Raw genomic sequence first — 24,700 nt, forward strand, 5'->3', positions numbered from 1 at the left:
CTCATATATGGATTAAGTTACAGATGTTAGCAAAAATTATTGATGGGAAAACGATTGCGCAGACAATTAGGCAAGAAGTTGCCCAAAAAGTACAATTACGTTTAGAACAAGGAAAACGTGCTCCCGGCCTTGCCGTTATTTTAGTCGGTGCTAACCCTGCTTCACAAATCTATGTCGGCAGTAAACGCCGTGCTTGTGAAGAAGTCGGTTTTATTTCGCGTTCTTATGATTTACCGGACACAACGACAGAAGCTGAATTACTCAAGTTAATTGATGATTTAAACCAAGACCCTGAAATTGATGGCATTTTAGTTCAACTTCCATTACCTGCGGGGATTGATAACGTCAAAATCATTGAGCGTATTCACCCAGACAAAGACGTTGATGGGTTTCATCCATACAATGTCGGCCGCCTGTGCCAACGTGCACCACGCCTTCGCCCATGCACCCCAAAAGGGATTGTTACGCTACTTGAACGTTGTGGTATCAACACCTATGGTTTAAATGCTGTAATTATTGGTGCATCGAACATTGTTGGTCGTCCAATGAGCCTAGAGCTTCTGCTAGCAGGCTGCACCACAACAGTAACCCACCGCTTTACTAAAGATTTAGAGCACCACGTTCGCCATGCTGATTTAGTCGTCGTCGCTGTGGGGAAACCTAATTTTATTCCTGGAGAATGGATTAAACCAGGGGCAATTGTGGTCGATGTCGGCATCAACCGTTTAGAGAGCGGAAAAGTCACAGGAGATGTCGATTTTGACGAAGCTGCGAAAAACGCCGCTTGGATAACCCCGGTTCCTGGTGGTGTTGGCCCAATGACCGTTGCGACTTTAATTCAAAACACCCTTCAGGCATGTGAAGAGTACCACGATATTTAATGTAATTTTGGAGTTTTCATGGATATATTCAATTTAAATGGGCACCCACACGTAGAACTGTGTGATTTGCTAAAAATTGAAGGCTGGGCTGAAAGCGGTGCAATGGCAAAAGCTATGATTGCAGATGGCTTAGTTGAAGTTGATGGCGTGGTCGAAACACGCAAGCGCTGTAAAATTGTCGCGGGTAAAATCGTTTCAATGGGCAGTGAAAAGATTAAAGTTGTAGAATAATACCTTTAGGTAGGCTGAAAAATTTCAGCCTACCTCTTTCTAAAGTCAGCAATGCCCTCTCTCCGCCTTTTCTTTACAGCAACAATATTTACGCTAAGAACGATAAAACGCTTTTTAGGTTTCAGATAGATTTTTTCTTTGGCCATTTTTCACTGCAATAAGCATTTAAATAACTAGGCATATAAAAAATCAATTTATTGTTTTATATAAAAAAAACATTTCAGCACTCACTTCAGCTTTGTCATAAAACAGACAAATCACGCCCTTAAAAAATTTAACTTAGCTCTCATTTTTTGTATTTCACACCTTAATTGCATAGACAAGACTAAACGATTCAGCTAGTATTGTTAACGATAACATGATTAACAAGTAATCAGATCCGCTTGCAGGTCTTCTGGCTGATCCGGCTATGAATAATAATCAGGAGAAATTATGTTTAACTTACCAATAAGCGATATTCACCTTGCAGCTGCTGCATCTGATAAAAAAAATGCAATAGAACAGGTTGCCAATGCCTTAGAAAATGCAGGTTATGCAAAAAGCGGTTATGTGCAAGGAATGCTTAACCGAGAAAACCAAGCTCCTACCTTTTTAGGAAATGGTATTGCTATTCCACACGGGACAACAGAAACGCGAGATCAGGTATTGAAAACAGGTTTTGCTGTCTTTCAATTTCCTGATGGTATTGATTGGGGTGATAACCAAACAGCTTATATTGTTATTGGCATTGCCGCTCAATCAAATGAGCATCTCGAATTGCTTCGCCAATTAACCCACATAATCAGTGATGAACACACCGCTGATGCAATGGCTAAAGCTGACACAGCCGAAACCTTAAAGCAACTTCTAATGGGTGAGCGCACAATTCAGCCAGTAAAATTTGATGACTCCATGGTCACGGTAAGTGCTCAGGTTGATAATATAAATACATTGAAAATACAGAATATTATTAGCCTACAAAACGCCGAAGCTATTAGTACCGACTTTATTACCCAAGTTCTTACTCAAACACCATCATATTTAGGTCAAGGTATTTGGTTAAGTGATAGCCCTATCGGAAATATTCAGAATGCGATTGCGCTATCGACAGTAAAAAGATCATTTAACTTTCAAGGTAACCCTGTCAACGTCCTAATTACACTCTCTTACGCTAATTATCAAATAGAGACTTTGTTACTAAAAATAAGCAATTTATTGAAAAATAAAGAAGCGAATCGCATTCTTGAAAATAATAACGTTAACAAACTAATTAATTTATTGCGCCCTGATGACTCACACGCAGAAAGCGAATCATTGAACACAAATACATCTGGCATGACTCAGGACTTCACCATTCTTAACCCACATGGGTTACATACGCGACCTAGCACACTATTAGTCACCGCCATTAAGCAATTCGAAAGCAAGATTACAGTCAGTAATCTTGATGGTACTGCGACTCCCGTAAATGGTCGAAGCTTAATGAAAATTGTCAGCTTAGGCGCTAAATGTGGGCATCGCTTACGTATTCACGCAGAAGGTGTAGATGCACAAGAAGCCATTGCTACCATTGGTGAGGCAATCAATTCAGGACTTGGAGAAAAAGTCGCATGAGCAGAAGAGTCGCAACGATCACGTTAAACCCTGCCTACGATTTGGTTGGGTTATTACCTGATATTCATCGCGGTGATGTGAACTTAGTCAAAACGGCGGGTCTTCATGCCGCTGGAAAAGGCATAAATGTGGCTAAGGTGCTTAAAAATTTAGGGATTGATGTCACTGTTGGTGGTTTTTTGGGTAAGGAAAACCAAGATGGCTTCCAAAAAGCATTCAGTGAAACCGGGATTGCTAACCGCTTTCAAGTCGTCGAAGGTCGTACTCGTATCAATGTCAAACTAACAGAGCATACGGGAGCTGTTACCGATTTTAATTTTTCAGGATTCAGTGTCACCAAAGCGGATTGGCAACGCTTCGTCACCGATTCATTAAGCTGGGCGGGTCAGTTCGATATGATTTGCGTCAGTGGCAGTTTACCTCAGGGTGTTGATTTAAATGATTTTACGCATTGGATGTTACGCCTTAGAGAACAATGTATGTGTGTCATTTTTGATAGTAGCCGCGAGGCCTTTGTCGCTGGGCTCAAAGCGTCTCCTTGGTTAGTAAAACCGAATCACCGTGAGCTTGAAATTTGGGCAGGAAAACCTCTCCCTACCCAGCAAGATATCGTAAATGCTGCAAATCAACTTCGACAACAAGGTATTGCCCATGTGGTGGTCTCTTTAGGCGAAAAAGGCGCTATGTGGGTCAACTCCTCCGGCGCTTGGTTTGCTAAACCACCTGAGTGTGAGGTTATCAGCACCGTTGGTGCAGGGGATTCAATGGTAGGCGGATTAATTTACGGGCTAATGATGAGACAAACAAGTGATCACACACTACGCTTAGCTACCGCGGTTTCTGCACTTGCAGTCTCTCAACCCAATGTCGGTATCACAGACCGAGCACAACTTGCGCATATGATGACGAAGGTTGACTTACAACCATTTACGGCTGAATGAGGATGAAAGTCATGAAAATATTAGTCGCACCAAGCCACCAGCAAGGCCCTGCAATTTGTTGGCTAGCTATTGATGCCTTAAAAAATGTATCTGCCTCACAAAATATCACTTTCACTGAACAACTTACTGATGCTGATATCGTGATTTGTTTTGATACTCAGTTGCCTGAAAACTTTAATTGCACAGATAAAAAAATCTATTTCGGTCACCCCGATATCGCAGTGAGACAACCCGCTGAATTTCTGGCATCTGCAATTAACGAAGCGACACTTTGTGAGCAGAAAATCACCCAGCCACAGCATACAAAATCTTACTCTGTATTAGCCGTTACCGCTTGCCCGACAGGGGTTGCGCACACCTATATGTCTGCAGAAGCACTTGAAGCTGAAGCAAAAAAACGCGGCTGGAATATCAAAGTCGAAACCCGCGGCTCTGTCGGGGTTGGAAATGAAATTACGCCAGAAGAAATAGCACAAGCCGACTTAGTCATTGTCGCAGCCGATATCGAAGTCAATGTGGATAAGTTTGCAGGGAAACCCATGTACCGCACCTCCACCAGTGCTGCATTGAAGAAAACAGCACAAGAATTAGATAAAGCAATAAAAGAGGCCATTACATTCACACCTCAAAGCGGAAAAAAATTATCGCAATCAAGTGGATCTAATGAGAAACGTGGAGTCTATAAGCACTTACTCACTGGGGTATCATACATGCTCCCGATGGTTGTCGCTGGAGGGTTGTGTACTGCGCTTTCATTTGCATTTGGCTTAGATGCATCCAATGTAGAAGGCTCTCTAGCTTGGGCGCTTAGCCTAATTGGCGGACAAACCGCGCTTGCGCTGATGGTGCCCGTGTTATCCGGTTATATCGCCTATTCCATTGCTGACAGAACGGGGCTAACCCCAGGTTTGGTCGGTGGGGTACTTGCGACCACTTTAGGTGCTGGATTTTTGGGTGGTATCATTTCCGGTTTCCTTGCCGGTTATAGTGCTCACTTTATTAGTACCCGACTAAAATTGCCGCAAACGATGGAAGCGTTAAAGCCAATTCTAATCGTACCGCTCATTTCCACTTTATTTACAGGTTTAGCGATGATCTATGTCATTGGCCACCCTGTAGCTTGGTTAATGGATTGGCTAACTCACTGGTTAAATACCATGGGAACCACCAATGCAGTGATCTTAGGCGCAATTCTAGGTGCGATGATGTGTACGGATATGGGAGGCCCAGTCAATAAAGCGGCATATGCCTTTGGTGTCGGTCTATTAAGTTCACAAACCTATGCACCAATGGCAGCAATTATGGCGGCAGGAATGGTGCCACCTCTGGCAATGGGCGTTGCAACCCTATTAGCACGACATAAATTTGTTCCTGCTGAACGCGAAGCGGGTAAAGCCTCTTTTGTTCTCGGTTTATGTTTTATTTCAGAAGGTGCAATCCCATTTGCGGCCAAAGACCCGATTCGCGTTCTTCCTGTTTGCATTATTGGTGGCGCAATAACAGGGGCGCTATCCATGTACTTTGGTATTCAGTTAATGGCACCTCACGGTGGTTTATTTGTGCTGTTAATACCCGGAGCTATTAATCATGTATTGATGTATTTATTCGCGATAGTGGCTGGTACGGTGGTTTCAGGTGTGCTTTATGCCATTGTCAAAAAAGCAACGCCTAAAGATGCCCAACAAGCAATGGCGAGTATCGCTTAATCACACAACTTTAAGTTCCATTCCTAGTCCCTGTTGGTAGTCTTACTTCCCCCTTAACTGGGGGATTTTTTATCCATTTAATCACGTCCCTATGAGATTTGCCGCATATTCATCATTAAAATGAAGTAGAGAAACACCGTTATGAGATTGATATAACTCTGATTTTGCTCTAATCTTAGCTTTTTCATCCCCGACTTTATCCGCGTAATTGGATAACTCATACCAATCATTTTTTTCAATTACCATTTCAGACCAGTTTGTGACATGTACAACTCTCATAGAAACTGATTTTCCATTTTTAGCAATACATACTGTACGGTTATCAATATCAAGATAACCCAATTTATTTTCAGATAAAGCACAAGGAAAAGAGGAAACTATATATTCGCCATATTGCTTAATTTTGGGATGACTAAAATATCGAGGAACATTATTCTCCAAAAAACTATTATCTGACGCTAAGACGAGTAAAACATCTGGTGCATTAGTGAGTAATTCATCGAAATGTTTTGTTAGATGCGCTATATTCACTGGCGTTTTTTCAACAACAGTATTCGCATTTATGGTTCCCTGAGAACGTATTTCCCCAATCTCAAATTTTTTGACCATATTCCTAGAACTTGGTTTTACTCGGGTTTCTACATTCACTGTTTTATCTGTATTTTTAATTACTCTAATTAATGTGCTAAACCAATTATATAAACGATTTTTTAATTTATGCGTATTACTAGGCCTCTTAACATTAGTGCTATTTATTAATCTAATAGTGTCATATACTTTATTTCCTCTTTTACTATCGTGCACTCGAAAAAAATTAAAGTTCGCGTTAATTGTATTAACCTCTTTAGACATAATCCCCCCTATATTATTGTTGTTAATTTAAACTATGCTTTATTAACAACGATTATTTTATAAGTGAATAATCATGTCTTTCAAATTTAGCCATCCAAATAAAAGCGGCTAGATATCTATATCTAACCGCTTTTATCTTTATAACTTTTTTAACTCAATTAGCATTCGAAATATGACTAATATTAATACGCTAAATAGTTCGAGTTGTGGCTTGGCACCGAACGCGAATAACTTGGAGAGCATACAAAAGTATGTGACCCAAATAGCCAAGTGATGACAACACCGCCACAGCGCGAAATATGACGCGTATTATTTGCGACGCCACGTAGTGCCAGATGCACCATCTTCCAGCACAACCCCCATGGCAGTAAGTTCATCACGAGCCGCATCCGCTTGCGCCCAATCTTTATTCTTACGTGCATCTAGACGTTGTTGAATTAATGCCTCAATTTTTGCCACTTCCGCATCATCTTCAGTTTGTGCGCCGCCTTTTAAAAAGACTTCTGGGTCTTGTTCTAGTAAACCCAGCACGCTTGCTAACTCACGCAATTGTGCAGCCATACCATTTGCTGCTGACATATCTTCTGATTTCAGGCGGTTAACTTCACGTACCATGTCAAATAATACCGAATAGGCTTCAGGTGTATTAAAGTCATCATTCATCGCTTCAATGAAACGTGCTTTAAACTCATCTCCACCTGCTGGTACGGCTGACTTATCTGTACCACGTAATGCCGTGTACATGCGCTCAAGCGCAGTACGTGCCTGTTTCAAGTTCTCTTCTGTGTAATTAAGTTGGCTGCGGTAATGGCCTGACAACAGAAAATAACGCACCGTTTCTGCATCGTAATACTCAAGCACATCACGAATAGTAAAGAAGTTATTGAGAGATTTAGACATTTTTTCTCTATCGACCATCACCATTCCTGAATGCATCCAATAATTCACATAAGGGCCATCATGGGCACAGGTCGATTGAGCAATTTCATTTTCATGGTGAGGGAACATTAAATCAGAGCCGCCACCGTGAATATCAAAATGGTTACCTAACGTTTTACTGTTCATAGCCGAACATTCAATGTGCCATCCAGGGCGGCCTAAGCCCCACGGGGACTCCCAGCTCGGCTCCCCCTCTTTAGACATTTTCCATAAGACGAAATCCATCGGATTGCGTTTTACATCAGCCACTTCAACTCGAGCTCCCGCTTGTAGCTGTTCTAAGTCTTGACGTGATAACTGGCCATAGTTTGGATCGGTTTTCACCTCAAACATCACATCGCCATTCGTCGCGACATAAGCATGACCACGTGCAATCAAGCTTTGAGTTAATTCAATAATTTCATCAATATGACGAGTTGCTCGTGGTTCGCTATCTGGACGCAAAATATTCAATGCATCAAAATCTTTATGCATTTCTGCCAACATGCGCGTAGTAAGCTCTTCTACACTTTCATTATTTTCTGCTGCACGTTTAATGATTTTATCGTCAATATCAGTCACGTTGCGTACATAATTTAAGTCGTAACCCAAATAACGTAAATAACGGCTAATTGCATCAAACGCCACAAATGTACGGCCATGACCGATATGACACAAGTCGTAGATAGTGATGCCACACACATACATCCCAATCTTCCCTGCGTGGATGGGCTTAAACTCTTCTTTTTGACGACTTAGTGTATTAAAAATTTGTAGCATCTGAACTTTTCCATTTATTTGAAAAATGATTATCGATTTTTACCGATAAAATATCATGTTATTGAACCCCGATCATCTTAAGAATGCAAGGGTTTACCCCGCTTCCTTTTCAGTTTGTTCATTGGGTTTAATACACATCTATTATGCTATAAAACTGCCGACTAAGCTTCCTTCCGCTTCAAGTCAGGTTTTATCTGTGATATAAACGTGCTGATCTCAACGCTTACGCAAGTTAGCGCACAAAAAACAATTATTCAGGATAGCTATTATGGTTACATTTCATACCAATCACGGTGACATTGTTATCAAAACGTTTGACGATAAAGCCCCCGTTACTGTCGAAAACTTTTTAACTTACTGCCGTGAAGGTTTTTACAATAATACCATTTTCCATCGTGTTATTAATGGCTTCATGATCCAAGGCGGTGGTTTTGAGCCGGGCATGGAACAAAAAAACACTAAAGCACCTATCAAAAATGAAGCTAACAACGGTGTAAAAAATACCCGTGGTACTTTAGCAATGGCTCGTACAAACGACCCACACTCTGCAACAGCACAATTTTTCATCAATGTGGCTGATAATGACTTCTTAAACTTCCGTTCAGAACGCCCTGACGGATGGGGTTACTGCGTGTTTGCTGAAGTGGTTGAAGGTATGGACGTTGTTGACAAAATCAAAGGGGTCTCAACAGGCCGTAGTGGCTTCCACCAAGACGTTCCTCGCGAAGACGTCATCATTGAAAAAGTGACTGTCAGCGAGTAAACCTGAACGCATGTCCACTTACATCATTGCAGATTTGCATTTGAGTGAAGATGAACCGGCGATCACCGCCGGTTTTATTAATTTCATTCAACAGCAAGCCATCCATGCCGAAAGCCTGTATATTCTCGGTGATTTTTTTAATTATTGGGTGGGCGATGATGATACCAATCCGCTACATCAGCAAGTTGCCAACGAACTAAAACAGCTCACTGACCGTGGAGTTCCTTGCTATTTCATTAATGGAAATCGGGATTTTTTAATTGGTAAACGCTATGCGAAACAGTGTGGCATGACCATACTCCCACAAGAAACATTGCTCGAACTTTATGGTAAGCGTATTTTAATTCTGCATGGTGATACTTTATGCACCGATGATGCCGCCTATCAAAATTACCGTAAAAAAGTTCACACACCTTGGATCCAACGAGTATTTTTACTACTCCCTCTCTTCATACGTCGCCGTATCGCACAAAAAATGCGGCAAAACAGCCAATATGCAAGCAGCATGAAAGCCGAATCGATTATGGACGTCAATTCAAAAGCCGTTATTGATGCATTACAAAGGCACCAAGCGCAATGGATGATCCATGGTCATACTCACCGGCCTGCCATTCATGAGATAAATGTTGGCGGTAAATTGCATTATCGGGGTGTATTAGGTGCATGGCACCACGAAGGTTCCGCCTTTGTGATTAACGAGCAAGGCATTGAACTGATTTTCTTTCCCTTTGAGTAAGTTCGCCTAACTAACCATTTTCAATATATTTCCATGCTCGTTTGCTTAATCATTAACCACGCAAACGTTTTCCTTACTGCTTTACCATGATATGATCAAGCCAATTCAATTTCCCACCTCAGGGTGATGTTTTTTTTCAATACAGGAAAGCACCAAATGACTGCCCAAGTTCCTGCTCAATCTGCGGCAAAAATCGCCATTGTTATGGGTTCTAAAAGTGATTGGACAACCATGCAGCACGCGGCTGATGTATTATCTGAACTCCAAATTCCTTTTCATGTCGAAATCGTCTCTGCACACCGCACACCAGATAAACTATTTTCTTTTGCTGAAACCGCCAAAGTGAACGGCTTTGATGTGATTATTGCAGGCGCGGGTGGTGCCGCACATCTACCAGGAATGATTGCCGCTAAAACATTAGTCCCTGTTTTTGGGGTTCCGGTGCAAAGCGCTGCATTGAGTGGTGTTGATAGCTTATATTCTATCGTGCAAATGCCTAAAGGTATTCCTGTTGGTACGTTAGCCATCGGTAAAGCAGGTGCCGCAAACGCAGCGCTGTTAGCCGCACAAGTATTAGCGATAAGTGATACTGCTATTTTCAATCGACTCACCGCATGGCGGGAAGCGCAAACCAAAGATGTGTTAAACAACCCAGATCCGAGGAACGCCTAATGAAACCCGTTTGCGTTCTTGGTAATGGCCAATTAGGCCGTATGCTGCGCCAAGCTGGCGAGCCATTAGGCATTGCCGTCTTTCCTGTTGGGCTTGATGCCGAGCCGGAAGCGGTTCCTTATCAACAAAGCGTCATCACCGCGGAAATTGAACGCTGGCCAGAAACCCCACTAACAAAAGAATTAGCTCGCCATAATGCCTTTATTAATCGTGATATTTTTCCACGTTTAGCGGATAGGTTTCCACAAAAAAGCATATTTGATAGCTTAAATTTAGCTACCGCGCCGTGGGCGTTACTTGAATCCCCTGAGCAATGGCCTGAACTTTTCGCCACCTTAGGTGATTTTTTGATCGTGAAACGCAGAACGGGCGGCTATGACGGCCGCGGCCAATGGCGTGTTCGCCCCGGCGATGAAAAAGAGCTACCAGCAGAAATTTATGGTGAGTGCATCGTTGAACAAGGTATCCCATTTGATGCCGAAGTTTCTGTGATTGGGGCGCGTAATGCTGCGGGTGAGTCTGTTTTTTATCCGATCACCCATAATTTACACCAAGAAGGTATTTTGCGGACAAGTGTGGCTTTCCCTAAGTCAACTAACCCACAACAAGAACACGCTCAAGCCATGCTTAGCGCGGTCATGGATGAGTTAGGATATATTGGTGTGATGGCCATGGAATGCTTTGTCGTAGGTGATAACCTACTGATTAACGAGATTGCGCCTCGAGTACACAATAGCGGCCATTGGACACAAAATGGCGCATCCATTAGCCAATTTGAGCTGCATTTACGTGCCATATTAGACCTACCGATGCCGTCACCTGAAGTGTATAGCCCTGCTGTTATGGTCAATTTAATCGGTACTGATGTAAATATAGACTGGCTGAGCTTACCCCTCGTTCACCTTCACTGGTATGAAAAAGAAGTACGCCCAGCTCGTAAAGTTGGCCATTTAAACCTTTCTCATAGTGACCACGACCAGTTATCTGCAACACTTAACGCATTGACTTCACTTTTGCCAAATGAGTACAAAAGTGGCATTGAGTGGGCAAATGCAAAATTAGACTGGTACTCTCATCAATAAATAGGGAAAATAGCCCTATTCGATGCCCGAAACTATTTTCGGGCATTATGCTATTTTCGCCGTCATCCAGAAAACAAATATCCTGATTTAAGGTGTGCGGCATTACTGGAGTCAATATGTCCTCGCAGACTTTTAGTCCGTTTTATCAGTGGTGCATTCTTATTCTGTTAGGGCTGGTTTACTTTTTAGCCACCGCGACAACCTTTACCTCTCTTGGTGTGGTTTTACCTGAGATGATAAGTGAGCTCAAATGGAGCTGGAGCGAGGCTGGATTTGGTTTTACGCTGCTGGGCTTAACCTGTGGACTGGCGAGTTTCCTCCCGTCTCTGTTGATCCGTAAAGTCGGTGTACGGGTTACTTTATTGCTAGGCACCAGTGTATTTGTTGCCGGCTTTTACAGTCTGTATTCCACCCATGCCATTAGCACCTATTTTTTAGGCACAGCATTAATTGGTATTGGTTTCACCTTACTCGCCACCGTTCCGGGGACTTACGTACTTTCGCGGTTATTTGAAAAACAATCCCTTGCCTTTGGGTTATATTTCACCATCGGGGGCCTGGGGGGTGTTGCAGGCCCTTGGATTTACTTTTACGCATCAAACCAATTAGGCTCATGGCGCATGCATTGGGTTCTATGTGCCGTTTATCTTAGCATCGTCACGTTAATCACGATTTTTATGCTACGTGAAGGTAAAAAAGAGCAAGAGCACGCAAAAAAGGTGATGCAGAAACAAGTTAGTGATGCAAGTAAGCCTATTTATCGCACTGCTGAAGTATGGACCGTCGGCAGAGCGCTACGGACATGGCAGTTCTACTTGATTGCTGCGACTTATACCTCGTTTTTATGGTGTGGCATTACCGTTAACAGTTTTGCTGTTGCCCATATTGAAGAGCGTGGCTTTGGCATGACCGTGGCAGTTTCATTATTAAGCACTATGGCATTTGTGAATGCATTCTCAAGGTTTATTGGTGGGGCGGCGGGTGAATGGTTAGAACCGAAGAAACTATTAATCGGTAGCCTAATTATCATGGTGTTAGGTGTTATTTTCCTCAGTATTGCCACCTCATGGCTTTGGCTTATTCTGTTTGTGTTATGCGTGGGTATTTGACCTTTTTGGCATCCAGTGTTTTACTGTCAAATTATTTTGGTCGAGGCCCATACCTAGAGCTATTTTCTGTGGTGAATTTAATCTCAACCGTTGCCTGTTTAGCGCCTTTCATTGCCGGTGGTATCAAAGACTTAACTGGCAGTTTCACCCCTGCATTTTTGGTTATTGCCGCGCCTGTTATCATCATTTTATTGCTTACTTTGATGATGAAGCCCCCTGCCCTCTATCACAAATAAAAAATCCCGAGTGATTAACTCGGGAAAAATTGAAACCAAAGGGAAAATAAGCTTAAGACCAGATATTGGATCAAAACATAGCGTTTATTTGCGCCTCCGAAAACCAAACAGAGGCGCAAAATTAATTAAGGTTTTAACAACTCGGGGACTTTTAATAAGATAAATTCGTTATCATCCGCTTTATTTGGTTCGCGGCTAGATGAAAACGGAAAATTATTGTCATTACCAACAATAATGTGTTCACTATCAACCACATCAACGTTTTCAATGGTGAAGAATGGGAAGGTAAACACGCCATCATTTAGCGGCTTTCTTGCCATATTATTCGGGTCTTTGATATTCATCAAATCAATATAAGCCTGCTTATCTACTGGTTTGCCTATATTGTTATCTGAAAATTCAATACGATAGACTCGCTTAAATTTAGCGAGATTACTGAAGCAATTTTCCGTATTAGCACTTTTCGTCCCACAAGCTTTATCTGCCGTGCCTTCACCATTATCACGCTCAATAATTAAGCCGTGGGTATCATCAATGAGATTGAAATCACCAATGGCATTTTGATTGTCTTCAAAGACATACAACCAGCTTCTACCCGTCCAATCTTGTTTTTTTACATCAAACTCAAGAATACGTGCTGCGCGTTTGCCCTCAACATTCTCATAGTCTTGCTTCTCATCAAGCCAAATCGCACCTTCTAGCATTGGATAGAGCTTAGAACCGTCTGGTGATGAAGCCATACCTTCAAAACCTTTCGAACGATTAACTTGGAAAGTTACTTTATCTGCAGGTTTACCCGGTGTTATGATTTGATAGTGATCAGGAGAAACCACTTTCTTTCCATCAACTTGTGTTTCAAACAAGGCTAATACCTTGCCATCCAAATCCATTTTGATTAGGTAAGGGCCAAACTCATCGCCAACCCATAGAGCACCATCCGCAAATTGAAAGCTTTCAGGGTCAAAATCACTGCCTGTTAAATAGCGTTCTTTTGTGCTCTCATTCGTAATATGAAAAGGAATAATTTTATCGGGGTCATGGAAGAAAACCGTTTTTAATGGCGTTGTATTACCTGATTGAAAATCAATATCATATTGAGTGACATACAACATAGAATCAGGGGAATTTACTTTATTGCCGAATCCATTGTCGGTTAAAACCCAGTAGGTCCCGTCCGCCATGCGTTTGATACCCGAGTGCCCTTGCCGTGGCTGGCCTTTGATTGGAATATGCATTCCTGTTGGGCGATCCGCGGATTTACCTTCCACTTTCCCTAAGCTATCAACACGAGCGCCAGTGGTAAATTTACCACTTACTTGCATGTCTGAAGGTGCATTTTCGGGGGAAGAAACCGTTGAATTAACAGGAAGAATGGAGTGACCCGCCAATGTCGCGGGCACTTCTTGTTGTGCAAACCCTGTGATGCTAAATGAAATTAAGCCAGCCAATAAAGAGAACGAGCCCAGCTTACGTTTAATCGAATGGTTATTCTGCATTGTTATGTTTCCATTATAAGGCTATCAATAATTGATGGCGGAATCATAACTTCGATGAATGAAGATTTTATGAAGGATTTTAGACAGTTATTTTACTGAAAAACATGTATTTTATAATGTTCAATATATCGTGGTATTAAGCTATTTCCTTAATACCACGATATTTTAAATAATGCGATATGTGTTCCAGCTATCCGAGCGCAATCAACACCCATTCAGCTTGAAGTACCACGAGTATTTAACTATTAGGTAAGCGCCGGTGTTGCCCCCCCGTCCCTAACAAACGTAGCCCCAACCAGCTACCGCAAATAGACAGTAAAATTGCTGCACACAAAGGTAAAAACACCCACATACGCCATTCTGGCTGCCAAGGAAAATCAAACACTTTACTTTGCAACAACCATAATGCAATTTCTGCCCCAAATGCCGCGGCAAGCCCTGCCATTAAGCCAAGTAAAGCAAATTCGCTCCACAGGGTTCGACGCATCAATTTTTTACTGGCTCCCAGAGTTCGGTACACCACTAATTCACGTTCCCGTTGGCTCATACCCACTTGAATTTGAGCCAATAATAGCAACAGCCCACAGAAAATAACCAGCACTACCATCACCTCAAGAGCTTGGCTCACTTGCTGAAGAATTTGCTGAATTTGGGTGATAATGGCACCGGTGTCGAGCACATTAATGGTTGGGTAATGGCGGCTAAGTTGCGTTAATAGCTGCCCATCACCTTCATAGTGGAAGCTGCTCAGCCAAGTAGCTGGCATCTGAGAAAGACTTTCTTCAGAGAAAATAAAATAGAAATTCGGGCGCAAGCTTTCCCAATCAACCGTACGAATGCTACTTACTGTCGCACTAAAGACCTGAGCCCCTGCGTTAAATGTAAGTTTATCACCTAATTTCAATCCGAGCTCTTTAACGACCGTTTGCTCAATTGAGACTTCCCCTGCTTTTGGTGGCCATGTCCCTTCGTCAACCACATTCGCTGGCGCTAAATCAGATTGCCAAGTTAGGCTTAATTCACGTCGCACGGTATTATTATTTGGATCACGTTGGTCGGCCCATTCAATCGCTGACTGGTCATTAATATTGGTTAAACGCGCTAACACCACCGGGTTGAACTCTGTGGGTTTCACATCAAACTCAGCCAATAGCTTGGTGACAGGCTCAAGCTGTGACTGGTTCATATTGATCAAGAAATAATTTGGGCTATCCGCAGGTAATTGCTGTTGCCAACGGTCAAGTAAATCACCGCGCACTAAAATCAGCAGCGCCAACAACATAAATGACAACGAAAATGCACTCATTTGTGTGATGGTTTGCAACGGCTGGCGCAGTAGACGGCTTACCGATAAACGCAAACTTAATTGGCGGAACTTAATATGGCGCAGCCCCCACAAACCAACCCAACCAATCAGCGCCAGTAGAATGGCAACCACGACAATACCGGCCAAAATTGACCACAACAGAGGGTTAACGCCAGCAAATACAAATAAGCCACCAACCACAATTAAAATAACAATCGGCAGATAATAATATAGCGGCCAAACGGGTGACTTGGCATCTTCACGTAATACTCGTGATGGCTGAGTTGCCATCAGTTGGTAATAGGGACGGCTGCCAACAATAATGGCAATAATAAATAATGTACCGATCGCCCAAACCCAAGGCATTGAACTCGCAGGCGGCAATTCCTTCGGCAACATCGCCCCTAAGATTTGCATTAAAATGCCTTCAAAAGCCAAACCTAATAGTGAGCCAAGTAAAGCTGCGGCAATTAAAATCACTAACCACTGCCCAATAATCCATTGACGTAATGCGCTACGCCCTGCCCCTAAGGTTTTTAATACAGCAATTAATTGATGACGGCTACGGCAGTAATGCGTCATGGAAACCACGACCGCAGCAATGGCTAATAGCAGGGTTAATAAAACTGACAGCAATAAAAACTGTTGAGCACGTTGGAAGGTTTTCCCCACTGCACCGTTATTTTCGCTTAACGTAAACCAACGCTGATCATTTCGCAGTTCTTGCTCATATTTTTGCTGAAATGCGTCAATAAGCTGACGATCACCGGCAAACATGTCGCGATACGTTAATCGGCTACCTAATTGAATTGCTCCTGTTAATGGTGCATCTTCAATTGCTATTAATACTCTTGGGGCAATCTGAAATGGATTAAAACCGCTATCAGGTTCTTGAATTAATTTACCCGAAACTTTTAGCGTCGCATCTCCAATATCAATGTTATCCCCTACATTGAGGTTCAATAATTCTAATAACCGTGGTGCGACTAATATCTCCCCTTTTATCGGGGTTAACCCAGCCGGTTCAGTGATAAGATCGCCATATAATGGGTATGCCTTATCCGCTGCTTTCACTAACACCAGTTGTGGCCGAGCCTCTTCATCTTCCGTCGCATAAGCCATGGTAGAAAATGATATTTGCTGGCTGAGCGTTAACCCCTCTTTTTCGGCCTCTTGTAACCATGCAGGGTCGCTTGGATGGGAAGATCGTAACACTAAGTCACCCGCTAACAGTTCACGGCTTTGGTAGCTCATGCTATTTTCGATGCGATCGCTAATTCGCCCTAAAGCCAGTACACAAGCAACCGCAAGGGTAAGTGCAAGCCAAACAATCAGTAGTGAGGGGGTTTTCCATTCACGCCAAAACCAACGCCAAATCATGCTTCTTCCCTCAACTGCCCATCGACCAAGCGCAAGCGGCGTTGGCAGCGCGCAGCCAGTTCGTTATCGTGGGTAACCAAAATCAAGGTTGTTCCATGCTCTTTATTCATGGCAAATAATAAATCAGCAATTTTATCCCCGGTGTGACGATCGAGATTTCCCGTTGGTTCATCAGCAAATAAAATCTGTGGGCGGCCATTAAAAGCACGAGCCAGTGCAACACGCTGCTGCTCACCACCTGACAACTGTGGTGGCATATGTTTTAGGCGATCTTTTAAGCCTAAATCCGTCAGTAAACTTGCCGCGTGTTGGTAGCTTTCAGACTCAGATTCACCACGTAACAAAGAAGGAAGTTGCACATTTTCAATAGCATTTAAGGTTGGGATCAACATAAAGGATTGGAACACAAAACCGACACTTTGTGCCCGTAAGCGTGCCCGCTGCTCTTCATCCATTTTAGTGAGGTCTTGACCTAATAAATTAACCGTTCCACTGGAGCCGTCATCCAACCCCGCAATGATCCCTAACAAGGTTGATTTCCCCGAACCTGACTCCCCAATTAACGCAATTGTTTGCCCGGACTCGACAATTAGCTCAACTCCTTGCAATATAGTCAGTTCATGTTCACCTTGACCAACACGTTTAATGAGATGATGAACTTCAAGAATATTATTCGCCGACATATATTGGTATTTCTCCTGTTACTGACTGCAAGTGGGCACGCACTTGCGTCAACTAAGCTATTAATCTTAGGTGATAGCCTGAGTGCAGGCTACCGTTTACCGGCTGAGCAGGCTTGGGCCTCCTTGCTTGCCGAACGCTGGCAGAAACTTTCCCCACCCGTTGCTATTGTTAACGGTAGTATTAGTGGGAATACCTCTGCACAGGGGTTAGAACGCCTTTCCGTTTTACTCGAACAAAACAAACCTAACTGGGTGTTGATCGAATTAGGTGCAAATGATGGCTTACAAGGTCTCCCAGTAGAGCAACTCGAAGCTAATTTACAGCAAATTATCGATCAAATCGTGCAATCGGGCGCGAAACCGCTCTTAATGCAAATTCGCATTCCACCTAACTATGGCAAACGTTATACGACAAGTTTCGAAAAAGTCTATCCGAAATTGGCGCAAAGTAATCAAATCCCATTACTGCCGTTTTATATGGAAACCGTGATAACTAAGCCTGAATGGATACAACAAGATGGTATTCACCCTACCGTTGAAGCCCAGCCATCCATTGCTGATTTTATGGAAAAACAGCTTTTCGAACATATTTTACCGTCTAGTAAATAAAACAGACGTTAAACAAGGTATTAAACGCTCTTTTATACCCGAAATAAATTCAGTTGCATGAAACCAAGGTAAAGTTATGCAAACATCGGCACGAAACAAAAAATCAGTCCTGGTCACAGGTGCATCAAGCGGTATTGGCTTTTGTGCTGCACAAACACTTCGGCAGCGTGGCTACCATGTTATTGTGGCCTGCCGTAAAGAAAGCGATATTTTGCGCCTAAAAGAGCTAGGTTATGACACGGTATCCCTTGACCTCGATGATAAGAATAGCATAGAAACCGCGGCTAAAACGGTGCTAACGCTCTGTAATCATCGCCTTTTCGGATTATTCAACAACGCGGGTTTTGGAGTGTATGGCCCGTTAAATAGCGTCAGCCGCGAACAACTTGAAGCGCAATTTTCCACTAACTTTTTTGGTATTCACCAGTTAACTTTTTTGCTATTACCTGCAATGCTAGCACACCATGAAGGGCGGATTGTCCAGACTAGTTCAGTGATGGGGGTGATTTCAACCCCCGGTCGTGGCGCTTATGCCGCCAGCAAGTATGCTCTGGAGGCTTGGTCCGATGCGCTACGCCTAGAATTAGCTGGAACAGGGGTGAAAGTGAGTTTGATTGAACCGGGCCCGATCCATACGGCTTTTACTGAAAATGTTGAACAAACACAAAAAGATAAACCTGTTAAAAACCCAGGTATTGCTTCACGTTTCACCTTAACACCAGAACATGTGGTAGAAAAACTGATCCATGCGTTAGAAAGCCCGCGCCCAAAAGTACGCTACTCTGTCACGTTATTAACCGTTGCAGTGCGCATCTTAAAACGTATTTTACCTGACAAAATAATGGATAGAATACTGGCAAATAAGGGGAAAAAAGCTTGAAAAAAGTAAAATCAGCCCCATTTTATGACTATTGCTCACCAATTCTATTAATAACAAATTCAAAAGAGACTTCTTATGTTTGCTAACGCTCAGATAATTGATATTAACGAAACCAACCTACACCAAGTCATTGAACAATCAATGAACTTACCCGTCATGTTTTACTTTTGGTCACCGCGTAGCCCTCATTGCCAAGATTTCGGTACTATGTTGGAAAAAATTGCCAACGACTACGCAGGGTCATTTATTTTAGCTAAAGTTAATTGTGATGAAGAACAAATGATCGCAAGCCAGTTTGGCTTAAAAGCGATCCCTACCCTGTATGTATTGCAAAATGGTCGCCCTGTTGATGGCTTTGAAGGGCCACAGCCCGAAGAAGTGGTGCTGGAAATTTTATCTCGCGTATTGCCAAGCCCAGAAGAAATGAAAGCAGCACAAGCCGCTGAATTAATTGCAGAAGGTAAAGCACAAGAAGCGCTGCCATTGTTAAAAGAAGCACATCAGCTGAACCCCAAAAATAGCGATATCACATTATTATTGGCAGAAACCCAAATCGGTTTAAATCTCGTTGATGATGCACAAGCTACTTTAGAAGTTGTTCCATTACAGGATAAAGACAGTCGCTACCAAGGTCTAATCGCACAAATTGAATTATTAAAACAAGCTGCGGACACGCCTGAAATTCAGCAATTACAAGATGAATTCAATCAAGATCCGCAAAATACAACGTTAGCTGTTCAGTTAGCACTAAAACTGCATGAAGTGAACCGCAACGAAGAAGCGCTGGAAATGTTATTCAGCTTCTTACGTACCGACTTGGGTGCCGGTGACGGCGCGGTAAGAAAGACCATGATGGACATTATGTCTGCAATGGGGACTGGTGATGCTATTGCCAGTAAATATCGTCGCCAAGTATATTCATTACTTTACTAATTAAGGGTTAAATATGGACTTGTTCGCCTTTGGTGCAATACCGATTATCATTTTTGTTGCTGTCGTTATTGTTTTTACCTGTGTTAAAACAGTACCTCAAGGCTTCCAATGGACGGTTGAACGCTTCGGTCGCTATACCCGTACGCTACAACCGGGCTTGCATATTATTGTGCCATTTATGGATAAAATTGGCCGTCGTATCAATATGATGGAACAAGTCCTTGATATCCCATCTCAAGAAGTTATTTCCCGCGATAACGCCAACGTCACGATTGACGCCGTCTGCTTTATTCAAGTGGTTGATCCTGTACGTGCAGCCTATGAAGTCAGTAACCTTGAGCTTTCAGTCCTGAATTTGACGATGACCAATATTCGTACCGTATTAGGTTCCATGGAACTGGACGAAATGTTGTCACAACGTGATTCCATTAATAGCCGTTTGTTGCACGTAGTGGATGAAGCAACCAACCCTTGGGGTGTCAAAATTACCCGTATCGAAATTCGTGACGTGAAACCACCAAAAGAATTGATTAGTGCGATGAATGCGCAAATGAAGGCTGAACGTACTAAACGTGCTGATATTCTTGAAGCCGAAGGGATCCGCCAAGCGGCAATTTTAAAAGCTGAAGGTGAAAAACAGTCACAAATTCTCAAAGCCGAAGGGGAACGTCAGTCGGCATTTTTACAAGCCGAAGCACGTGAAAGAGCCGCGGAAGCGGAAGCAAAAGCGACACAAATGGTATCTGAAGCTATCGCAGCCGGGGATATGCAAGCAATTAACTACTTTGTGGCGCAAAAATACACTGATGCACTGACTAGTATTGGTTCCGCCGAAAATAGCAAAGTCATCATGATGCCATTAGAAGCCAGTAACTTAATGGGTGCAATTGGCGGGATCACTGAACTAATCGGTGAAAGCAAGAAAACCAGTGCCATGAAAAAGCAGGTAAAAGAATGATAGAGCTTATCAGTGCTCAACCTGCATGGTTTTGGCTGTGTCTTGGTGGGCTATTGCTGGTTGGTGAACTTCTTGGTACCGCGGGCTATCTTTTATGGTCGGGTATTGCTGCAGTACTTGTTGGGGTTATCGTTTGGGCACTGCCATTCATCGGTTGGGAGTGGCAAGGAGTCTTATTTGCTATTTTCACTGTGGTTTCTGCCGTATTATGGCGTAAATGGTTGAACAATAGGCAAAAAGGCAAAGCGGATAATGTCAATCAAATTAGCCATCAACTCATCGGTGTTAAAGGCCGTTTATTGTCAGATACTGAAGAAGGTTTTAGCCGAGTACGCCTTGCTGATGGCAGTTGGCGTGTCTATAGCGACACGCCATTAAAAGCCAACACGGAAGTCGTCGTCATCGCAGTAGACGGCATCACCTTGCAAGTTAAACCTTCTCATGATGACAACACCCACGAGCCAAATGGTCAATAATTGGGCAATCCGCCCCATCATCCCCAGGGCACACGTCCACAAGCTCTTGTAATGTATCTCGAATGGCAGACAATTTAACGATTGTCTGCTCAATTTCATTTATCTTAGCTATCGTTGTCGTTTTTACATCTGCGCTATGTCTGGTTGGATTACGAAACAAACCTAGTAGTTCGCCACATTCATCTAAGGTAAAACCCACATCTTTTGCCTGTTTGAGTAATACAAGTTCGTTTAAATGACGCTCTTGATAATAGCGGTAGCTATTTTCACCCCTTTCAGGTGGTGTAATTAGCCCTTTTTCTTCATAAAAACGAATAGCTTTTGCTGTTAGGCCCGTTTTTTTGGCAATTTCACTAATATTCATAATTCCTCTTGACCTTAACCTTGCTGGAAGGTGTAACCTTTGTTCATTGTCGAATTATAGACCTAATTGTAGATAAAGTTATAGACCCAATACATCAAACGGGTTTGGAGGCTGCAAAATGAGTAACATGATTATTTTAAAATTACAGGGGCTAAGCTGCATGCACTGTGTCGGCTCAGTCACTAAAGCGCTCGAAGGGCGCGGTGATGTCACTAACTTAAAAGTCACTATCGATTATGCTGTGATGGAAAGTGATAGCAATATCGATGACATAATTAAAACCATCGTCGATGCAGGCTATGAAGCTGAGGTGGCTAAGAGCCCAGATATCGAATTACAACTTTCTGGCCTCAATTGTATGAAATGCGCAGGTAAAACACAAAAAGCACTCGAAGAAGTTGACGGTGTCGCCGCTGCTGTTGTCGATACTACTAGCGCCAAGGTATATGGCACTGCTGATGCACAAACGTTAATCGCTGCCATTCAACAAGCAGGCTACAACGCAGAAATTGCCCAAACTAAGGCGATCACTTTAGCCCTTTCAGGCCTAAGTTGCATGAAATGTGCCGCTAAAACACAACAAGCGCTAGAAGCGGTTGATGGTGTTGAAAGCGCAACTGTCGATACCCAAACTGCTGTTGTTCATGGTACGGCCTCCGTAGACGCCTTAGTTGCTGCGGTTCAAGCCGCTGGCTACCAAGCCACTGCGGATGAATCTCACCCAAAAACTGAGCCGCTGAGTACCACAACTGAACAGCCGGAAGCTGATTCAGCGGCAATCTGTGAGATCCCGGCACAAGAGTCTGATTTAGGTGAACAACCTGAAATTAGCCCAATGGATGACAGTGTACAGTTACTGCTTGATGGCATGACCTGTGCCAGTTGTGTCAATAAAGTTCAGAAAGCCTTAAATAGCGTACCGGGTGTTGAAAATGCACGGGTTAACTTAGCAGAGCGCAGTGCTTTAGTCACCGGAACTGCTGAACCTAACGATTTAATCGACGCGGTTGTCAAAGCAGGCTATGGCGCGGAGATCATTCAAGATGAAGCCAAACGCCGTGAGCGCCAACAAGAAGTCGCGCAAGCCAATATGCGCCGCTTCCGTTGGCAATCAGCATTAGCTCTTGCCCTTGGTATCCCTGTGATGGTATGGGGGATGATGGGCGATAACATGGTGCTGACTGAGCAAAACCATACCATTTGGCTTACCATTGGTGTATTAACCCTTGCGGTCATGGTATTTGCAGGTGGGCACTTTTATCGCAATGCATGGCAAAGCCTAAAAAATGGCAGTGCCACCATGGATACCTTAGTTGCGTTAGGAACGGGAGCGGCTTGGCTCTATTCTATTGTGGTGAATATTTGGCCTGATTTATTCCCAGATCAAGCTCGCCACCTTTATTATGAAGCCAGTGCCATGATCATCGGTCTTATTAACCTTGGTCATGCCCTAGAACAGCGAGCTCGCCAACGTTCATCAAAAGCTCTTGAACGACTGCTAGACCTAACACCGCCAACTGCCCGTGTTGTCACAGAGCAAGGCGAAGTGGATATGCCACTGGAGCAAGTCAAAAAAGGGATGGTTTTACGCTTAGCTACGGGTGATCGTGTGCCTGTGGATGGTGAAATTATCGAAGGCGAAGTCTGGTTAGACGAAGCCATGCTAACCGGTGAGCCGATCCCACAGCAAAAGAGTAAAGGGGATCAAGTCCATGCCGGAACCGTGGTACAAGATGGTACCGTGCTATTCCGTGCCGCTGCTGTCGGTAGCCAAACGACTTTAGCACGAATTATCCACCTTGTTCGCCAAGCACAAAGTAGTAAACCACAAATTGGCCAGCTTGCTGACCGTATTTCTGCGGTATTCGTGCCTGTAGTTGTTGCTATTGCTTTGATTTCAGGGGCTATTTGGTATTTTGTTGGTCCTGCGCCACAAATCACTTACGCATTGGTTATTACCACAACGGTATTAATTATTGCGTGTCCTTGTGCGCTAGGCCTTGCAACACCAATGTCGATCATTTCTGGCGTGGGCCGAGCCGCTGAGTTTGGCGTGCTAGTACGCGATGCGGATGCGTTACAGCAAGCCAGTGAGTTAGATACCATTGTGTTTGATAAAACAGGTACATTAACTGAAGGAATGCCTCAAGTTACGGATATCCATGTGTTTAATGGGTTCGAACAAGACACCGCCTTACAGTATGCCGCTTCATTAGAAAATGGCTCTAATCACCCACTAGCCCGCGCTGTTTTAAATCGCGCAAAAGGTTTAACACTGCCGGCTAATGAACAATTTAGAACCTTAGCTGGGTTAGGCATTAGCGCAGTAATTAACGGCCAAACTATTCTGTTAGGTAACCAAAAACTGTTAGCGCAAAATAATGTTGATACCCTTGACGTAGAAGAAACGCTACACCAACAAGCGACTCAAGGCGTAACACCTGTTCTACTGGCTGTTGATGGTAAAGTTGCCGCACTGTTATCTATCCGTGACCCATTGCGTGAAGATAGCATAAGTGCACTGGCGCGGTTACATAAACAAGGTTTCCAATTAGTCATGTTAACTGGGGATAACCCAGTAACAGCTAACGCCATAGCCAAAGAAGCGGGTATTGATGAAGTCATTGCGGGCGTCATGCCAGACGGCAAATCTGCTGCTATTGAAGCCTTACAAGCCAAAGGCCACAAAGTGGCAATGGTGGGTGATGGTATCAATGATGCACCTGCTCTCGCTCGAGCTGACGTTGGTATTGCGATGGGGGGCGGTAGTGACATTGCGATTGAGACCGCATCGATTACTCTGATGCGCCAAAGCTTACATGGCGTTGCCGATGCGGTGTCTATTTCAAAAGGAACACTGCGTAACATGAAACAAAACCTGTTTGGTGCCTTTGTTTATAACACATTAGGCATACCTATCGCGGCGGGGATTTTATACCCAATTACGGGGACTTTACTTAACCCTGTCGTTGCAGGTGCGGCAATGGCGCTATCGTCAATAACTGTCGTGAGCAATGCCAACCGGTTATTACGCTTTAAACCTGAGAAATAAGAGCTAACTTATTGATATTTTGTTCCTATTATATTAAATAACATATTAAAGGGCCTCAAATTG

21 protein-coding genes and 1 pseudogene are annotated in these 24,700 nt (G+C 43.3%); 16 read left to right on the plus strand and 6 right to left on the minus strand.

From position 1 onward, the window contains the following. Positions 1–23: 23 nt before the first annotated feature. From folD to fruA, 5 genes are all read left to right on the plus strand, one after another. Positions 24–881, plus strand: a complete 858-nt coding sequence (gene folD / locus M0M83_RS14925; RefSeq protein WP_248466843.1) for a bifunctional methylenetetrahydrofolate dehydrogenase/methenyltetrahydrofolate cyclohydrolase FolD — start codon at positions 24–26, stop codon at positions 879–881. An 18-nt stretch (positions 882–899) separates the two neighbouring features. Continuing rightward, positions 900–1,112 carry a ribosome-associated protein YbcJ gene (gene ybcJ / locus M0M83_RS14930; RefSeq protein ID WP_004260239.1) on the plus strand — a complete coding sequence of 71 codons (213 nt, stop codon included), beginning with the start codon at positions 900–902 and terminating at the stop codon, positions 1,110–1,112. A 432-nt stretch (positions 1,113–1,544) separates the two neighbouring features. Beyond that, complete coding sequence (fruB, locus tag M0M83_RS14935) at positions 1,545–2,705, plus strand: fused PTS fructose transporter subunit IIA/HPr protein (protein WP_248466844.1); 1,161 nt, start codon at positions 1,545–1,547, stop codon at positions 2,703–2,705. Beyond that, on the plus strand, positions 2,702–3,646 hold the full coding sequence (gene fruK, locus M0M83_RS14940; protein ID WP_125891534.1) for a 1-phosphofructokinase: 945 nt from the start codon (positions 2,702–2,704) through the stop codon (positions 3,644–3,646). The genes fruB and fruK overlap by 4 nt, the downstream gene beginning before the upstream one ends. An 11-nt stretch (positions 3,647–3,657) precedes the next feature. After that, the gene (fruA, locus tag M0M83_RS14945; protein ID WP_248466846.1) at positions 3,658–5,352 is read left to right on the plus strand and encodes a PTS fructose transporter subunit IIBC; all 1,695 of its coding nucleotides are present in this window, start codon (positions 3,658–3,660) and stop codon (positions 5,350–5,352) included. Positions 5,353–5,433: 81 nt separating this feature from the next. Here fruA and M0M83_RS14950 read toward each other — a convergent pair whose 3' ends face one another. Beyond that, entirely contained in the window at positions 5,434–6,204 is a 771-nt protein-coding gene (locus tag M0M83_RS14950; protein ID WP_248466847.1) for a hypothetical protein, read from the minus strand. A gap of 309 nt (positions 6,205–6,513) precedes the next feature. Then, entirely contained in the window at positions 6,514–7,902 is a 1,389-nt protein-coding gene (gene cysS, locus M0M83_RS14955; protein WP_248466849.1) for a cysteine--tRNA ligase, read from the minus strand. A 268-nt stretch (positions 7,903–8,170) separates the two neighbouring features. Between cysS and ppiB the strand changes: the two genes are divergently transcribed. From ppiB to M0M83_RS14980, 5 genes and pseudogenes are all read left to right on the plus strand, one after another. Then, entirely contained in the window at positions 8,171–8,665 is a 495-nt protein-coding gene (gene ppiB, locus M0M83_RS14960; protein ID WP_125891538.1) for a peptidylprolyl isomerase B, read from the plus strand. Between the two features lie 10 nt (positions 8,666–8,675). Next, complete coding sequence (lpxH, locus tag M0M83_RS14965; protein ID WP_248466850.1) at positions 8,676–9,401, plus strand: UDP-2,3-diacylglucosamine diphosphatase; 726 nt, start codon at positions 8,676–8,678, stop codon at positions 9,399–9,401. Between the two features lie 156 nt (positions 9,402–9,557). Beyond that, complete coding sequence (purE, locus tag M0M83_RS14970; RefSeq protein ID WP_125891540.1) at positions 9,558–10,073, plus strand: 5-(carboxyamino)imidazole ribonucleotide mutase; 516 nt, start codon at positions 9,558–9,560, stop codon at positions 10,071–10,073. Next, the gene (purK, locus tag M0M83_RS14975) at positions 10,073–11,155 is read left to right on the plus strand and encodes a 5-(carboxyamino)imidazole ribonucleotide synthase (RefSeq protein WP_125891541.1); all 1,083 of its coding nucleotides are present in this window, start codon (positions 10,073–10,075) and stop codon (positions 11,153–11,155) included. The genes purE and purK overlap by 1 nt, the downstream gene beginning before the upstream one ends. A 116-nt stretch (positions 11,156–11,271) precedes the next feature. Continuing rightward, positions 11,272–12,500, plus strand: a pseudogene (locus tag M0M83_RS14980) (CynX/NimT family MFS transporter). A 125-nt stretch (positions 12,501–12,625) separates the two neighbouring features. Here M0M83_RS14980 and M0M83_RS14985 read toward each other — a convergent pair. The 3 genes from M0M83_RS14985 to ybbA form a co-directional block, all read right to left on the minus strand. Next, on the minus strand, positions 12,626–13,996 hold the full coding sequence (locus M0M83_RS14985; RefSeq protein ID WP_213913922.1) for an esterase-like activity of phytase family protein: 1,371 nt from the start codon (positions 13,994–13,996) through the stop codon (positions 12,626–12,628). 238 nt (positions 13,997–14,234) lie between these two features. Beyond that, entirely contained in the window at positions 14,235–16,682 is a 2,448-nt protein-coding gene (ybbP, locus tag M0M83_RS14990) for a putative ABC transporter permease subunit YbbP (RefSeq protein ID WP_248466851.1), read from the minus strand. Next, a complete protein-coding gene (ybbA, locus tag M0M83_RS14995) occupies positions 16,679–17,365 on the minus strand; it encodes a putative ABC transporter ATP-binding protein YbbA (protein WP_004913560.1) in 687 nt (228 codons plus the stop codon). The genes ybbP and ybbA overlap by 4 nt, the downstream gene beginning before the upstream one ends. Here ybbA and tesA point away from each other — a divergent pair. From tesA to M0M83_RS15020, 5 genes are all read left to right on the plus strand, one after another. Then, a complete protein-coding gene (gene tesA / locus M0M83_RS15000) occupies positions 17,333–17,974 on the plus strand; it encodes a multifunctional acyl-CoA thioesterase I/protease I/lysophospholipase L1 (protein ID WP_036958279.1) in 642 nt (213 codons plus the stop codon). The two genes, ybbA and tesA, sit on opposite strands and share 33 nt — an antisense overlap. A 76-nt stretch (positions 17,975–18,050) precedes the next feature. Further along, a complete protein-coding gene (locus M0M83_RS15005; protein ID WP_125891547.1) occupies positions 18,051–18,854 on the plus strand; it encodes an SDR family oxidoreductase in 804 nt (267 codons plus the stop codon). A gap of 75 nt (positions 18,855–18,929) precedes the next feature. Continuing rightward, the gene (locus M0M83_RS15010; RefSeq protein WP_125891548.1) at positions 18,930–19,787 is read left to right on the plus strand and encodes a co-chaperone YbbN; all 858 of its coding nucleotides are present in this window, start codon (positions 18,930–18,932) and stop codon (positions 19,785–19,787) included. A gap of 13 nt (positions 19,788–19,800) precedes the next feature. Next, positions 19,801–20,745: an SPFH domain-containing protein gene (locus M0M83_RS15015; protein ID WP_004260315.1), complete on the plus strand. Its 945-nt coding sequence runs from the start codon at positions 19,801–19,803 to the stop codon at positions 20,743–20,745. Then, positions 20,742–21,221, plus strand: a complete 480-nt coding sequence (locus M0M83_RS15020) for an NfeD family protein (protein WP_125891549.1) — start codon at positions 20,742–20,744, stop codon at positions 21,219–21,221. Before M0M83_RS15015 ends, M0M83_RS15020 begins: the two co-directional genes overlap by 4 nt. Here M0M83_RS15020 and cueR read toward each other — a convergent pair. Next, the gene (gene cueR / locus M0M83_RS15025) at positions 21,175–21,585 is read right to left on the minus strand and encodes a Cu(I)-responsive transcriptional regulator (protein WP_213913914.1); all 411 of its coding nucleotides are present in this window, start codon (positions 21,583–21,585) and stop codon (positions 21,175–21,177) included. The genes M0M83_RS15020 and cueR overlap by 47 nt on opposite strands. 118 nt (positions 21,586–21,703) lie before the next feature. Between cueR and copA the strand changes: the two genes are divergently transcribed. After that, complete coding sequence (gene copA / locus M0M83_RS15030; RefSeq protein WP_248466852.1) at positions 21,704–24,637, plus strand: copper-exporting P-type ATPase CopA; 2,934 nt, start codon at positions 21,704–21,706, stop codon at positions 24,635–24,637. Positions 24,638–24,700 lie beyond the last annotated feature (63 nt).

The organism is Providencia rettgeri, from assembly GCF_023205015.1.
Classification (GTDB): Bacteria; Pseudomonadota; Gammaproteobacteria; order Enterobacterales; family Enterobacteriaceae; genus Providencia; species Providencia rettgeri_E.